The 13,713-nt window shown below is 66.8% G+C and carries 18 protein-coding genes; 13 read left to right on the top strand and 5 right to left on the bottom strand.

The genetic code is table 11. The features are described from left to right. Positions 1 to 322: 322 nt before the first annotated feature. Positions 323 to 1,111 (bottom strand): isocitrate lyase/PEP mutase family protein, encoded by a 789-nt coding sequence (locus ACTHLF_RS01005; RefSeq protein WP_440324048.1) that lies wholly within the window; start codon positions 1,109 to 1,111, stop codon positions 323 to 325. Between the two features lie 131 nt (positions 1,112 to 1,242). Between ACTHLF_RS01005 and ACTHLF_RS01000 the strand changes: the two genes are divergently transcribed. The 4 genes from ACTHLF_RS01000 (at position 1,243) to ACTHLF_RS00985 (ending at position 4,161) form a co-directional block, all read left to right on the top strand. Then, entirely contained in the window at positions 1,243 to 2,037 is a 795-nt protein-coding gene (locus tag ACTHLF_RS01000; protein WP_440324047.1) for a helix-turn-helix domain-containing protein, read from the top strand. A 203-nt stretch (positions 2,038 to 2,240) separates the two neighbouring features. Next, a complete protein-coding gene (locus ACTHLF_RS00995; protein ID WP_045831119.1) occupies positions 2,241 to 2,414 on the top strand; it encodes a DUF1328 family protein in 174 nt (57 codons plus the stop codon). 73 nt (positions 2,415 to 2,487) lie between these two features. Next, positions 2,488 to 2,991: a DUF4142 domain-containing protein gene (locus ACTHLF_RS00990; protein WP_440324045.1), complete on the top strand. Its 504-nt coding sequence runs from the start codon at positions 2,488 to 2,490 to the stop codon at positions 2,989 to 2,991. A gap of 141 nt (positions 2,992 to 3,132) precedes the next feature. Then, positions 3,133 to 4,161 carry a D-cysteine desulfhydrase family protein gene (locus ACTHLF_RS00985; protein WP_440324043.1) on the top strand — a complete coding sequence of 343 codons (1,029 nt, stop codon included), beginning with the start codon at positions 3,133 to 3,135 and terminating at the stop codon, positions 4,159 to 4,161. 148 nt (positions 4,162 to 4,309) lie between these two features. Here the strand turns inward: ACTHLF_RS00985 and ACTHLF_RS00980 are convergent, their stop codons facing one another. The 3 genes from ACTHLF_RS00980 to ACTHLF_RS00970 are packed head-to-tail and all read right to left on the bottom strand — an operon-like array spanning position 4,310 to position 6,941. Beyond that, a complete protein-coding gene (locus ACTHLF_RS00980) occupies positions 4,310 to 5,617 on the bottom strand; it encodes a sensor histidine kinase (protein ID WP_440324041.1) in 1,308 nt (435 codons plus the stop codon). After that, the gene (locus ACTHLF_RS00975; protein ID WP_440324039.1) at positions 5,614 to 6,354 is read right to left on the bottom strand and encodes a response regulator; all 741 of its coding nucleotides are present in this window, start codon (positions 6,352 to 6,354) and stop codon (positions 5,614 to 5,616) included. The genes ACTHLF_RS00980 and ACTHLF_RS00975 overlap by 4 nt, the downstream gene beginning before the upstream one ends. A 41-nt stretch (positions 6,355 to 6,395) precedes the next feature. Beyond that, positions 6,396 to 6,941: a redoxin family protein gene (locus ACTHLF_RS00970; RefSeq protein ID WP_440324038.1), complete on the bottom strand. Its 546-nt coding sequence runs from the start codon at positions 6,939 to 6,941 to the stop codon at positions 6,396 to 6,398. 248 nt (positions 6,942 to 7,189) lie between these two features. Between ACTHLF_RS00970 and ACTHLF_RS00965 the strand changes: the two genes are divergently transcribed. From ACTHLF_RS00965 to ACTHLF_RS00935, 7 genes are all read left to right on the top strand, one after another. After that, positions 7,190 to 7,606: an organic hydroperoxide resistance protein gene (locus tag ACTHLF_RS00965; RefSeq protein WP_440324036.1), complete on the top strand. Its 417-nt coding sequence runs from the start codon at positions 7,190 to 7,192 to the stop codon at positions 7,604 to 7,606. A gap of 16 nt (positions 7,607 to 7,622) precedes the next feature. Beyond that, the gene (locus tag ACTHLF_RS00960; protein WP_440324034.1) at positions 7,623 to 7,898 is read left to right on the top strand and encodes a BufA1 family periplasmic bufferin-type metallophore; all 276 of its coding nucleotides are present in this window, start codon (positions 7,623 to 7,625) and stop codon (positions 7,896 to 7,898) included. Next, on the top strand, positions 7,895 to 8,350 hold the full coding sequence (locus ACTHLF_RS00955; RefSeq protein ID WP_440324032.1) for a DoxX family protein: 456 nt from the start codon (positions 7,895 to 7,897) through the stop codon (positions 8,348 to 8,350). The genes ACTHLF_RS00960 and ACTHLF_RS00955 overlap by 4 nt, the downstream gene beginning before the upstream one ends. A 29-nt stretch (positions 8,351 to 8,379) precedes the next feature. Then, positions 8,380 to 9,144, top strand: a complete 765-nt coding sequence (locus tag ACTHLF_RS00950) for an alpha/beta fold hydrolase (RefSeq protein ID WP_440324030.1) — start codon at positions 8,380 to 8,382, stop codon at positions 9,142 to 9,144. A gap of 27 nt (positions 9,145 to 9,171) precedes the next feature. After that, the gene (gene bufA2 / locus ACTHLF_RS00945; protein ID WP_440324028.1) at positions 9,172 to 9,462 is read left to right on the top strand and encodes a BufA2 family periplasmic bufferin-type metallophore; all 291 of its coding nucleotides are present in this window, start codon (positions 9,172 to 9,174) and stop codon (positions 9,460 to 9,462) included. 127 nt (positions 9,463 to 9,589) lie between these two features. Beyond that, positions 9,590 to 10,435 carry an MNIO family bufferin maturase gene (bufB, locus tag ACTHLF_RS00940; RefSeq protein ID WP_440324026.1) on the top strand — a complete coding sequence of 282 codons (846 nt, stop codon included), beginning with the start codon at positions 9,590 to 9,592 and terminating at the stop codon, positions 10,433 to 10,435. Continuing rightward, on the top strand, positions 10,432 to 11,184 hold the full coding sequence (locus tag ACTHLF_RS00935) for an HvfC/BufC family peptide modification chaperone (RefSeq protein ID WP_440324024.1): 753 nt from the start codon (positions 10,432 to 10,434) through the stop codon (positions 11,182 to 11,184). The genes bufB and ACTHLF_RS00935 overlap by 4 nt, the downstream gene beginning before the upstream one ends. 24 nt (positions 11,185 to 11,208) lie before the next feature. Here ACTHLF_RS00935 and ACTHLF_RS00930 read toward each other — a convergent pair whose 3' ends face one another. Continuing rightward, positions 11,209 to 11,514, bottom strand: coding sequence for a hypothetical protein (locus ACTHLF_RS00930; protein WP_440324023.1), 306 nt, complete (start codon positions 11,512 to 11,514; stop codon positions 11,209 to 11,211). A 119-nt stretch (positions 11,515 to 11,633) separates the two neighbouring features. Between ACTHLF_RS00930 and ACTHLF_RS00925 the strand changes: the two genes are divergently transcribed. After that, positions 11,634 to 12,323, top strand: coding sequence for a response regulator transcription factor (locus tag ACTHLF_RS00925; protein WP_440324021.1), 690 nt, complete (start codon positions 11,634 to 11,636; stop codon positions 12,321 to 12,323). Next, a complete protein-coding gene (locus ACTHLF_RS00920) occupies positions 12,307 to 13,647 on the top strand; it encodes a sensor histidine kinase (RefSeq protein ID WP_440324019.1) in 1,341 nt (446 codons plus the stop codon). Before ACTHLF_RS00925 ends, ACTHLF_RS00920 begins: the two co-directional genes overlap by 17 nt. Positions 13,648 to 13,713 lie beyond the last annotated feature (66 nt).

Below are 13,713 nucleotides of genomic sequence, written 5' to 3'. Positions count from 1 at the left end.
CTCAGCCAGTCGATCAGCACCGACGGCCCGGCAGTCACCACGTTCAAGATCCAGAACCCGAACGAGTGGCCGGAAGGCAAGTACAAGGTCGCCATCTCGCTCAACGGCAAGTCGGTCGGCGACACGGCGTTCGACGTCAAGAAGAAGTAAGACAGCGCCGGTTGGCGATGGAAAAAGGCGCGGCGAAAGCCGCGCCTTTTTTGTTGCCCGAAGGCCGCAACCCGTAGGAGCGCACCCTGTGCGCGACGCCGTTCGCGAACACCCAACAAGCCCTGCGGCTGTGTCGCGAAAGATATCGCCCACAGGGTGGGCTCCTACGCGATCAGCCGCCCGAGCGCTTCAACAACGCATTCAACAACGGATAACTCAGCGCCTCCGGCTCTGCCTTCGCCATGAACGCCGCCGCTCCCTTCGCCGCGCCCGCATAGGCATCCAGCGCAAGCGCGATACCCGCGCTCAGGCGCCGCGCACCTGCTTCATACAACGCCGCATGCGCAGGCAGCCCCGGCACCAGCATCACGTTCAGCGGCATGCCGCCGATGGAACCCGCGACGTGGCGGATCTCGTCCACGTTCGCGATGCCCGGTGCGAACAGGCCATCCGCGCCCGCTTCGTGGAACAGCCCCGCGCGGCGGACCACTTCGCCGACCGCTTCGTCGCCGGCGGCGATGCCGCGCAGGTAGATGTCCGTGCGGGCATTGATGTAGAGATCGCGCCCCTGGAGCGCCGCGCGGATCGCGCGGATCTTCGCAGCGAGTTCGGCGGGATCACGCCCGGCGTCCTCGATATTGATGCCGGAGACACCAGCGTCGACGAGCGCAGACACGAACCGGCCGACTTCGCCCGGATCGTTCGAGCAGCCTTCTTCGATATCGGCGCTCAACGGCACGCGCAACACGGCCGCCATGCGCTTCACCGAGGCCAGCAGTTCATCGGCCGGCAGCTGGTCGCCATCCGGCCAGCCGCATGCCCAGGCGACGCCGGCGCTGGTCGTGGCCACGGCGGGCGCCCCGGCATGCTGGATCGCCGCGGCGCTGCCGGCATCCCATGCGTTGGGAAGGACCAGCAGGCTGCCGGCATGGTGGAGGTCGCGGAATCGGGAAGCGCTCACGGCATGCATCCATCAGGGGAGGTGGGGCCACGATCCTCGCATGCCGCGCGGCCCGCAACGCCGCGCCAGGTCATGTCGCGATGACCTGGCAGGTTATGGCCGCCAGCCTGGTAACCCGCTAACGTCGGCGCATGCAGACCCCCGCCTTCGGTCCCCTGTTGAAATCCTGGCGTACGGCGCGCCGCGTGAGCCAGCTTGGGCTGGCCCTCGATGCGGGGATTTCCGCGCGCCATCTCAGCTACGTCGAAACCGGCAAGGCGCGGCCCAGCCGCGACATGGTTGCCAGGCTGGCGGATAGCCTGGAGCTGCCGCTGCGCGAGAAGAATTCATTGCTCGTGGCGGCCGGGTTTGCACCACGGTACAGCGAGACGGCGCTGGCCATGCCGGCACTCTCGGCGGTGAACCGCGCGATCGAACTCATCCTTCGCCAGCAGGAACCGTACCCGGCCTTCGTGCTGAACCGGCACTGGGACATCCTCCAGGCCAACGACGCCGCGCGCCGGGTCACGGGTGTCGTCATGGGCGGTCGCGGCGTGAAGCATCGCAACATGGTCAGGCAGATCTTCGACCCCGACGACCTCAGGCCGGCCGTCGCGAACTGGGAGGAGGTTGCCGGTGACCTGATCCGCCATCTGCACGAGGCCGTCGCGGCCAACCCTTCGGACGATGTGCTCGCGGCGTTGCTCGAGGAAGCGCTGGGTTATCCGGGCGTGCCTTCGCGCTGGCGCCTGCGCGACCTCGACGACGCACCGGCACCCTTGCTGACTACCGTGCTGCGCCGGGGCAGCGACGAGTTCCGCTTCTTCTCGACGATCACCAGTTTCGCCACGCCGCGTGACGTCACGCTGGAAGAGATCCGCATCGAGTGTTGCTTTCCCGACAACGAAGCCACCGTGCGAGCGTGTGCCGCGCTGCGGCCGGTGTAGGGGCGCTCTTAAGGTCTTCCGCACTAAGTAGTCCTACCTAGCGGTTCAGCCACGGCAAGGTTACGTGAGCAACTTGCCAAAAACCGGTGATCCGCTACCTCACCGCGCAAAGACGACTCCTTGAACAGACCGATGCTCGAATGGCACCCAACCTGACGCGGCCACCGCCGTTCGGGCTTTGTGACCACCCGAGGAGAACCCACATGCTTTATTGGGCCGTTGTCTTTTTCATCGTCGCGATCGTGGCCGCGATCTTCGGCTTCGGCGGTATCGCTGCCGGTGCCGCCAGCATTGCGAAGATCCTGTTCGTCGTGTTCCTGATCCTGTTCATCCTGTCGCTTCTGTTTGGCGGGCTGCGCCGCGGGCCGAGGTTGTAACGACCCGGACGCGTAGCACCCCGACGACGCCCCGGCCCAGGCCGGGGCGTCTCCTTTTATGAGGAACCGAACCATGCACGCCCGCCTTGCCTTCGTCGCGCTTGCCCCATTCGTATTCGCTTCCGCCTATGCGGCGGAGTTCGCGAAGACCACGACCGCCGACGCGGATTTCGTGCGCCGCGCCAGCAGTGCAGGCCTCACCGAAGTCGCGCTCGGCAAGCTCGCCGCCGGCCAGGCCTCGAGCGATGCGGTGAAGACCTTTGCCGCACGCATGGTCGAGGACCACTCGAAGTCGAACGAAGCGCTGGGCAAGCTCGCCGGCACCAAGGGCCTGCAGATCGCCGTGGCACCTGAGCCGGCGCAGCAGCAGGAGATTGACCGCTTGAAGGACCTGGACGGCGCGAAATTCGATCGGGCGTACTCCGACGCCATGGTGAAGGACCATAAGCTGGCGACAGGGCTGTACCAACTGGAAGCCGACAAGGGCGAAGACCCCGAGATCCGCGACTGGGCGCGCAGCCAGCTGCCGGTGCTGAAGGAGCATGAGAAGCTGGCGGATGGGTTGCCGCCGTTCTAGGTGCGGGACTGGGGCGGGCCCCATCGCGCGCAAGCGCGCTCCCCCTGGGGGCCGCGATATCTTTGGTGGGAGCGCGCTTGCGCGCGATAGGTCCGGGGCTGCGCCAGGCGTAAACTCGCCCCTCTGCTCCTGGACCCCGCCATGGACATCAAAGCCCTCGCCGCACTGGACACCCTGCCCCGCACCGAACTGGTCGAAGGCCCGACGCCGATCCAGCGCCTGCAACGCATCGAAGCCGCGCTCGGTCTTGCGGATCGCAACATCCAGCTCTACGCCAAACGCGACGATGTCATGCCACTCGGTGGCGGCGGCAACAAGCTGCGCAAGCTGGAGTATCACCTCGGCGCGGCGCTGGCTGATGGGGTCGATACGATCATCAGCGTCGGTGGCGTGCAATCGAACCATGCGCGGCTCACCGCCGCCGCCTCGGCAAAGCTCGGACTCGCCTGCGAACTGATCCTCGCCCGCATGGTGCCCCGCGACGGCGACGACTACGAGAAGAATGGCAATGTCCTGCTCGATGACCTTTTCGGAGCCCGACCGCTGATCCTGGCCACGGGAGAGAACGCGCTAGACCACGCCCTCGCACGCGCGGACGAACTGCGTGCGCGTGGCCGCAAGGTGATGGTGATTCCCGTCGGTGGCTCCACGCCGCGAGGCGTACTCGGGTACGCGCGATGCGCGCGGGAGATCGCTGGGCAGGAAGAATCCATGGGTGTGCAGTTCGACCGCATCGCCGTGGCGAATGGCAGCTCGGGTACGCATGCGGGGCTTATCGCTGGTCTGGCCGCCATGCGCAGGGATCCGCGCACGGCGAAGGCGTATGCGGTGCTGGCGCCGGCGGAGAAGGCCCGCGAGACCACGCGTGACCTCGCGAATGCCGCCCTGGGCCTTCTAGGTACGGATGCCACAGTGGACCTCGCCCACGTCGAGGTCGATGGCTCGCAGCTCGGCGACGGCTACGGCGTGACGACCGACGCCATGCTGGAGGCCGTGCGGCTCATGGCATCGCAGGAGGGTGTGCTGCTGGATCCGGTGTATACCGGGAAGGCATTCGCGGGGTTGTTGCAGGATCTGCGAAGCGGGGCTGTTGCGAAGGGTGAGCGTGTGTTGTTCGTGGTGACGGGCGGGACGCCTGGGCTTTACGCGTATCGGCAGGCGTTTTCCTAGGCTGGAAGCATCGCGCGCAAGCGCGCTCCCACAACAGCATGCTTCCCCGCCCTTGTGGGAGCGTGCTTGCACGCGATGGCCTCAGGGCAGCATTTGCAAAAGCAGCAAACCGCGCCCTTGTGGGAGCGTGCTTGCCCACGCGATGGCATCAGGGCAACGTAACCCGCGTGACCAGCCCACCACCTTCACGATTGACCAGCCGCAAGTCGCCCCCGATCGAACGCATCAGCTGCAGCGCAATGGCCAGGCCGAGACCTGCGCCACCCGTGTCGCGGCTGCGCGAGCCCTCCAGCCGATGGAACGGTTGCAGCACGTTCTCGAGTTCGGCGTCAGGAATCCCCGGCCCGCGATCGGCAATGGTGATCGACAGCACGCCTTCTCCGGAACGGCAGCTCGCCACCTCGGCGCTGCCGCCGTACTTGATGGCGTTATCGATGAGGTTGGTCAACACGCGGCGCAAGGCGCGCGGCCGGACCATCGCGGCACCGTGTGCCATCTCGCTCAGCGAGACCGGCCGGCCGACGTCCTGGTAATCGAAGACCAGGCTCTCGATGAACGCCGCCGGGTCCATCTTCACCGGTGCCTCGTCGCCACCGTGGGCACTGCGTGCGTAAGCGACGCCTTCGCGCACGAGATGCTCCATCTCGGCCAGGTCGGCGAGCAGGCGCTCGCTCTCCGGGCCTTCATCGAGCGACTCAACGCGCAGGCGCATGCGGGTGATCGGCGTCTGCAGGTCGTGGGAGATCGAAGCGAGGATGTGCAGGCGCTCCTTCAGGTACACGCCGATGCGCTCCTGCATCGCATTGAACGCCGCCGCGGCCTGCGCCACTTCGGTCGGCCCCTCTTCGCTGATCGGGTGCGGATCCGCATTTGGTTTCATCGCTTCGGCCGCGTTCGCAAGCCGCGCCAGCGGGCGTGTGGCGAGGCGCACCGCGATCCACGCACAGGTGAGCAGCACGATCATCTGCAGGATGAACACGAAGGGCAGCCAGTCCGCCATGGCCGGTGGATGCGGGTTCACCTCCAGCGTCAACGGCGAGCCATCGGCCAGGGTCAGGTGCACCTGGTAGCGCTCGGGCTTCGTCGACACCGTTTGCGCCGCAACCGCATAGCGCGCACCGACTTCGCGCGTGATGCGCGCGGTGACATCGCGCGAGCGCTCGGTGACCAGCGGTTGCCCCGGCTCACCGGGGCCCAGGATGAAGCGATAGTTATCCCGCGCCAAGCGGGGAAGCCAGCGTGCACGCTCATTGGCCGGAAGGCGGTCGAGGATGGCGACGGAGGTACCGACTTCATGCTCGAGCGTGTTGAGCATGACCGCGGTCGCGCTCTGGTAGCGCTCGTAGGCCAGCAGGCCAAACGACAGGCCGTGCGCCAGCAGCAAGCCAGAGAACAGGATGAGCGAGAGCCGCGAGGCCATGCTCCGCGGCAGCCACGCAAGCCGCGCGTGGGTCATGCGCCGCTCCCGGCTACGACCACCGGCATGCTGAAGACGTAGCCTTCACTGCGCACGGTCTTGATGTACGACTGGTCCTTCGCATCATCCTGCAAACGCTGGCGAAGGCGGCTCACCTGCAGGTCGATGCTGCGATCGAACAGCTCCGCATCGCGACCCTGGGTCAGGTTGAGCAACTGGTCGCGGGTAAGCACACGCTGGGGATGGTCGAGGAACACGCGCAGAAGGCGATATTCCGCGCCACTTAGCGAGATGACCGTACCCTCCTCGTCGAGCAGGTGGCGCGCCGTGGTATCGAGCCGCCACTTGCCGAACGCGAGCATCTCGGTCGCTTCGGTGATACGCAGGTTGGGCGGCAGCATGCGCGTGCGGCGGATCACCGCCTTGATCCGCGCCAGCAGTTCGCGCGGTGAAAAGGGCTTGGTGAGGTAATCGTCGGCGCCCATTTCCAGGCCGACGATGCGATCGGTTTCATCGTCGCGGGCGGTGAGCAACAGCACCGGGATGGCCTTGTGCTTGCCCGCGCGCAGCGTGCGACACAAGGCCAGCCCATCGTCGCCCGGCATCATGATGTCGAGCACCACCAGGTCGAACGCCGATGCATCGAGCTGGGCGAACATCTCGCGGCCATCCGCGGCGGCCGTCGCGCGCAGGCCGTTCTTGCGCAGGTAGTCGACGACGCCCGTGCGGATGCCGTGGTCATCGTCGACGACGAGGATGTGGTCGATGTGTTCCATGCCGTTGCCGTTCTCGTGCAAACAAGTGGTTTTCTACAAGCTCAGCCCTTGCCCAGCAGCTGGCGAACCTTCGCTTCCGTCGCGTCGTAGTTTCCCTCGCCGAAGTGCTGGTACACAACGTGGCCCTGCTGGTCGACGAGGTAAAGGGCGGGCCAGAACTGGTTGTTCCAGGCGTTCCACGTAGCGTTCTGGTTATCCACGGCAACCGGCCAGTCGATGCCGAAGCGCTTGATCGTGGCCTTGACCGTGGAGGGGTCACGCTCCTCGTCGTACTCCGGCGTATGCACGCCCACGACCACCAGGCCGTCCTTCGCATACTTGTCGTAGAGCTCCTTCGTGTGCGGCAGCACATGCAGGCAGTTGATGCATTCGTTCGTCCAGAACTCCACCAGCACGACCTTGCCGCGCAGTTCCTGCATGCGCAGGGGCGGCGAGTTGAACCAGTGGTCGATGCCGGTGAACTCCGGTGCCGTAGCGCCCGCCGCCGGGGGATCGCTTGCGCGGGCGATACCGGCGATGCCCGGCCACGCGGTAGCCAGGCCGACGCCCAGCGCGAAAACGGTAAGAACGCGGAAGAAAGTGTTCATGGTGACCTCGGGGGAGTGGGTACGCCTTGCATTAGAGGAGCGCCGTTTGTCCCGGGGATGTCCGGCGAGGCCGGCTTTTGTATCGAAACGTACCAGCCTCCCCCGCTTTGTATCGAAACGTATCCGCGGGGCCGCCAGACACATTCCGATGCGTTTTGGCCCGGAACGCGACACAAGCGGGATACGCCCGGACGTTTTCATGTGCCTCACCAGCCGACACCGGCCACCCACCCCATGAGGACACGACCATGAGCAAGATCGATACCGTTCTGTATACCGGCAAGACCCGCACCACCGGCGGCCGCGACGGCCGCGCCACCAGCGCCGATGGCGCCCTGGACATCAAGCTGACCCCGCCGGGCGGCCACGGTGGCGGCACCAACCCGGAACAGCTGTTCGCAGCCGGCTGGTCGGCCTGCTTCATCGGTGCCATGGGCCTCGCCGCCGCCGAGCGCAAGCTGCGCCTGCCGCAGGACACGGCGGTCAACGCCGAAGTCGATCTCGGCACCGGCACGGGCGGCTACTTCCTCCAGGCCCGCCTCAACGTGAGCCTGCCGGGCCTCGACCGCGAAACCGCCGAAGCGCTCGTGGATGCCGCGCACCGCACCTGCCCGTACTCGAAGGCAACGCGCGGCAACGTCGATGTCGAACTCAACCTCGTCTGATCCCAGGGAACCGACCATGAACCGTAAGTACAGCACGCTCGCCGCGACCCTCGCCCTCGGCCTCGCCGCCATCGCCGGCGCGGCGCATGCCGATGAAGCGAAGAAGCCCATGGAAAAGTGCTATGGCGTGGCGAAGGCCGGCCAGAACGATTGCGCCGCCGGCGCCGGCACCAGCTGCGCCGGCACCTCGAAGACCGACTACCAGGGCAATGCCTGGAAGCTCGTCGACAAGGGCACCTGCGTCACGATCAAGACGCCGAAGGGCCATGGCACGCTCGAGGCCAAGGCGTGAGCACCTTCGTCCCCGCCGTCCGCAAGGCACCCGCGATGACAGGCCTGCTGTCGCGGGTGATCCCTGAAAACGCGCTGCTCCTCGTGGCGCGCCTCGGGATCGCGGCGGTGTTCTTCCAGTCCGGGCGGACGAAGGTCGAAGGCTTCCTCACCATCAAGGATTCCACCTACGACCTGTTTGCCTCGGAATACGCGCTGCCGCTGATTCCCTCCAACGTTGCCGCACACCTCGCGACCTACGCGGAACACCTGTTCCCCGTGTTGCTGGTGCTTGGCCTCTTCACCCGCTTCTCCGCGTTCGCGCTGCTCGCCATGACCACGGTCATCGAGATCTTCGTCTACCCGGATGCATGGCCCACCCACCTCACCTGGGCGGGGCTGCTGCTCCCCCTCAGCGCCCGCGGCGGTGGCGGCTGGTCGCTCGACCGGCTCCTGTTCCCACCGCGCCGCTAACCACCCCCCACCACCGCAGGCTTACCCACATGCGTAAGAGCATTCTTTTCGCGCTGACCGCGCTCGCCCTCGGCACCGGCTCCGCGACCTTCGCCGCCGACGCTCCCGCGCCCTCCGGCGTGAAGAACATCGTGATCGTCCCTGGCGCCTTCGTCGATGGTTCCGGCTGGCGTGTCGTCCACGACATCCTCATCCACAAGGGCTACCACGTCAGCGTGGTGCAGCCGCGCATCGAGACGCTGGCCGACGACGTCGACCAGACCCGCGAGCAGATCCGCAAGCAGGATGGCCCGGTCGTCCTCGTCGGCCATAGCTACGGCGGCGCGGTGATCACCCAGGCCGGTGCCCGCGACAAGGTCGCCGCGCTGGTTTATGTCTCGGCGCTGGTGCCGGAAGTGGGCGAGAGCGTGTCACAGCTGGTCGGCTCGATGCCCGCACCGAGCAACGACATCGAAGCCACCCGCGACGATCACCTGTTCTTCAGCGAAGCGAAGTTCGGCACCGATTTCGCCGGTGACCTGGCGAAGAACCGCACCGACTTCATGGCGGTATCGCAGGTACCCGCCGCCAAGGCGGCGTTCAACGCCACGCTACCGGTGGCCGCGTGGCACGACAAGCCCGTCTGGGCCGTGGTCACCACCCAGGACCACGCGCTCAGCCCCGATCTCCAGCGCTGGATGTACAAGCGCGCCCACGCCCACGTCACCGAGGTCCAGGGCAGCCACGTCTCGTACATCTCGCAGCCGGAAAAAGTCGCCGCGGTCATCGAAGAAGCCGCCCGCGAAGCGAAGTAAGCCACCCTCCACCAAGGAAGCACCCCAATGCATAGCACCGTCACCAAGTCCCGCTCGACCTTCGCCGGCGCCGCCGCGCTCGTCGCCATCGCCATCGCACAGTTCGCCGCGCCGGCCGCCCACGCCGCCGACAAGGCCGGCGCAGCGAAGGAAGAGCTTTCCCGCTGCTACGGCGTGAACACCTGCAAGGGCACCAGCCTCTGCGCCACCGCCAAGAACGACTGCAAGGGCCTCAACAGCTGCAAGGGCCAGGGCGTCGTCGTGAAACTGCCCAGCGAATGCAAGGCCGCCGGCGGCACGCTGACCGAGCCGCAGTAACACCCCCGCTGTTGTAGGAGCTCACCCTGTGAGCGACGCCGTTCGCGGAATAACCACAGGGCCTGCGACGGTAACGCGAAAGATGTCGCCCACAGGGTGGGCTCCTACCAGCCATCGGAGAGTTGAGATGTCCACGACCATTCCTACCTTTTCCGGCTACGGCCTCGGCCTGCGCAAGGAGCATTACCGCGACTTCCTCGAAGGCGACGTGCCGGTCGATTTCGTCGAAGTGATTTCGGAGAACTTCATGGTCGATGGCGGCCAGCCGCGGGATATCCTGCGCCGGGTCCGCGAGAAGCATCCCGTCGTGCTGCACGGCGTGTCCATGTCGATCGGATCCTCCGACGGCCTCGACCGCGCTTACCTCCGCCGCCTGCGCGCTCTCGCCGACGAGATCCAGCCGCTGTTCGTCTCGGACCACCTGAGCTGGTCGCGGGTCGCGGGCTTCTCTTCGCATGACCTGCTCCCGGTGCCCTACACCGGTGAGGCGCTGGACATGGTCTGCCGCAACATCGAGATGGCCCAGGACGCGCTGGGCCGGCCCATGCTGTTCGAGAACCCGTCCAGCTACGTCGCGTTCGATGGCGCGGAGATGGCGGAGTGGGAGTTCATCGGCGCGATGGCGAAGCGCACCGGCTGCGGCCTGCTGCTCGATGTGAACAACGTCTACGTCAGCGCGCACAACCACGGCTTCGACGCGCATGCGTTCCTGCACGGCATCCCCGCGGCACACGTACGCCAGATCCACCTTGCAGGGCACACCGAAGGCCCTGGGCTCCTGATCGACACGCACGACCAGCCGGTTTGCGACGACGTGTGGTCGCTCTATGCCACCGCCCGTTCATTGCTCGGCGATGTCGCCACGATGATCGAGCGCGACGATGCGATTCCACCGCTCGCCGATCTGCTCGACGAGCTCGCGATCGCCCGCGCCATCGGGCAGCGCGACGAACTGCACCGGGTAGCCGCATGAAGCTCGCGGCGCTCCAGGATCAGTTCCGGCAGTGGCTGGTGACGGGCGATGAGGCGGGCACTGAAGCGTTCGGTGCGAGCGCACGGCCTGGCCTGCAGGTCTACCAGAACAACTACCGCGTGCAGCTCATGGGCTGCCTCGAGGTGAGCTACCCGCTGCTGCGCCGGTTCATCGGCGAGGACGCGTTCCGGGAGGCCGCCATCACGCATATCGATGCGCGTCCGCCACGCGGCTGGACCCTTGACCATTACGGCGCCGATTTCGGCGAGACGCTGCGTGCACTCCATCCGCGCAACCCGGACCTCGAAGAGCTGGCGTGGATCGAGTGGATGCTCGGCGAGGCGTTTGTCGCCGCCGATACCCTTCCGGCCACGCCGGAGGCGCTAGCCAGTGTCGACTGGGACCACGCGAACCTGGTGCTCTCGCCCAGCGTGCGGGTGCGCCGCGCCGTGACGAACGCCGACGACGTCTGGATGGCCCTGCGCGATGGCGAGGCCGCCGTGGAGAGCGAATGGCTCGCCGCACCCGAAGGCCTGCTCGTCTGGCGCCGCGACCACATGGCGCGCCTGCGCCGCACCGACGCCGTGGAAAGCGCCGCCCTCGTGGCGCTGGGCAAAGATCCCGGCTTCGGTTCGCTATGCGAAACCCTGGTCGGGTTGCTCGGCGAGGAGGCAGGCGTGCAACGCGCGGGTCAGCTGCTGGCCGACTGGCTGAGCGCTGGCGTGGTCGTGGGCATCACCGACGCCTGACGCCGGACCGCTCGGTAGTAGCGCTTACCGGCCCGGAACACTCACGACCGGCGCATCGCCACCCGCGAACAGCTCGTCGTTAGGCTGCAAGCCCACGTGGCGTCGCGGCCGGCGGGGGAAGGGCTTCACGTTGCGGGCCCCTTTGGTCCGGGCGAGCAGGTCATGGAGGAAATCGACCACCTCCTGGCCCCGGCCGTGGAAGGCCAGCTCGACGGGGCGGCCACCCAGCGATTCGATCCGGGTCTCGAAAAACCACGTCCACACTTGCGCGCGGTCGGGCTCGATGAGCTCGGCGAGGGTGACGATCCGTCGGACAATTCCGTAATGCATGGCGGGGGTAACGCCCTTTGGGGGAGCCTGCATGGTCAGGGGGCCCACATTGCCAGAACATTGCCGCGCCCGGGAGCCCCCCGGGGTACGATTTATCTGGCGTTTGGCGTGGATGGGCAATGCGGATACTCCTGGTCGAAGACGAAACCGAACTTGCGGATGCCTTGCGTACCGCTCTCCAGCGGCATGGCCTCGTGATCGACGTGGCCCCCAACCTCCTCCAGGCCAGCGAGGCCCTGCGCCAGTGCGTGCATGACCTGGTCGTACTGGACCGCCAGCTACCTGACGGGGATGGCGTCAGCCTGATCAGCAAGGCACGCGAGTGCCTGCCGGGGGTCCCGGTCATCGTGTTGACCGCCCGGGGATCGCTCGCCGACCGCATTGCGGGGCTGGATCTCGGCGCCGACGACTACCTGGTCAAGCCATTCGCGGTCGAGGAACTGCTGGCGCGCATCCGCGCGGTCTCGCGCCGGCAATCGCCGCGCGATATTCCCCGCGCCACCGTGGGCAACCTGTCGTTCGACTTCGGCGCGCATGAAGCCTTCATCGGCCCCACCCCGCTGCGCCTGCCGCGGCGCCAGCTGCTCGTCCTCGAGGCGCTCTGCCTGCGCCACGGCCGCACCGTGTCACGCAACGACCTGCTCGAGGCCGTGTACGACTTCGATGACGAGATCCAGTCGAACGCGCTGGACGCGCATATCTCCAAGCTACGCCGCTCCCTGGATGATGCCGGTGCGGATGTAGACATCCACGTCATTCGTGGCGTCGGCTACCTGTTGCGGAGCAAGGTGCATGGCAAGGCACGGTAGGTCGCTGGCATGGCAGCTCACGCTGCGCATCGTCCTCCCCCAGGGCCTGATCATGATGGCCGCGTTCCTGATCCTGGGTTACCAGATCCACCGGGACAGCGTGTCCTACGTTGATCCGAAGCTGGTCGAAGAGGTGCAGGATTCGCTGGTACCCGCGAATGACGGGGGCATTGCCCTTTCACCGACGAAAGCGCTGCGCCAGGCAATGCACGACTACCCCGACCTCTGGATCGTCGCCCGTGATGAAGCAGGGCATGCGTATCGGCAGGGCACGCCGCCTGCCAGCCTCGCGCCGCTGATCGACCGCCTGGATCGCCTCGCCGCCTCCGACATCCACGGCTCGCGCGCACCGTATACCGATACTGCGGCGATTCGCCTGGTCGAATGGAAGTTCCGCAAGGTGCACTTCATGATGGGCGGCGCCTCGACGACATCCGCCGGCGGGCTCACCACGATGGTCGCGGATTACCTGACGTGGCGACTGCTACTCCCCACGGTGCTGGCGACCCTGATCATCGTGCCGATCATCGTGCGCCGCTCGATGAAGAGCGTGCGCGAGGTGGCGCGGCACGCCGACGCGATCGACGTCGAGAAGCGCGGTGCGAAACTCGCCGACCAGACCGTACCCTATGAGATCCAGCCGCTGGTGCGCGGCTTCAACGCCGCATTGACCCGCGTCAGTGAAGGCTATGACGTACGCGATCGCTTCCTCGCGAGCGCAGCGCACGAGCTGCGCGCACCCATCGCGATCCTGCGCACGCGCATCGAGGCGATGGACCCGGGCCCCGAGCGCACGCGTCTCATCGGCGACGTCGCGCGGCTGTGGAACCTGGCCGAGCAGCTGCTTGACCTGCAGCGCTTCAACGGTGATGCCGCGGCCTGCCAGCGTCTCGATCTCGCGAAGCTCGCTGCCGATACCGTCGGCGACATCGCGCCGGTCGCACTGGAGTCAGGCAACGACATCGCCTTCGACGGGCCGGGCACGCCCGTGTGGGTGCACGGCGACGCACTTGCGCTGTCACGCGTACTGATGAACCTGATCCAGAACGCGATGATGCACGCAGGCGACGAAGGACCCATCAGCGTCGCGGTGAATACATTGGGCGAGCTCTCGGTAACGGATGAAGGACGCGGCGTTCCCCTCGGCGAGCGCGACCGCATCTTCGAGCCGTTCTACCGGACGCGCCCCAGCAGCACGGGCACGGGGCTCGGCCTGCATCTCGCGCGGCAGGTCGTGGAACGCCATGGCGGAAGCATCGACGTGATCGATGCCGAGCATGGCGGGGCATGCTTCCGCGTGCGGCTACCGCTGTCGGCGGCCTGATCCGAGCAGGGCCGCCAGCTGGTCTGGCCCGATCCGCGGCCACCTCGTGCGCATGCTGGATTTCCT

This window comes from Luteibacter sp. (assembly GCF_051958795.1).
In the GTDB taxonomy this organism is placed as follows: domain Bacteria; phylum Pseudomonadota; class Gammaproteobacteria; order Xanthomonadales; family Rhodanobacteraceae; genus Luteibacter.
This window is presented reverse-complemented; position numbering and strand designations above follow the sequence as displayed.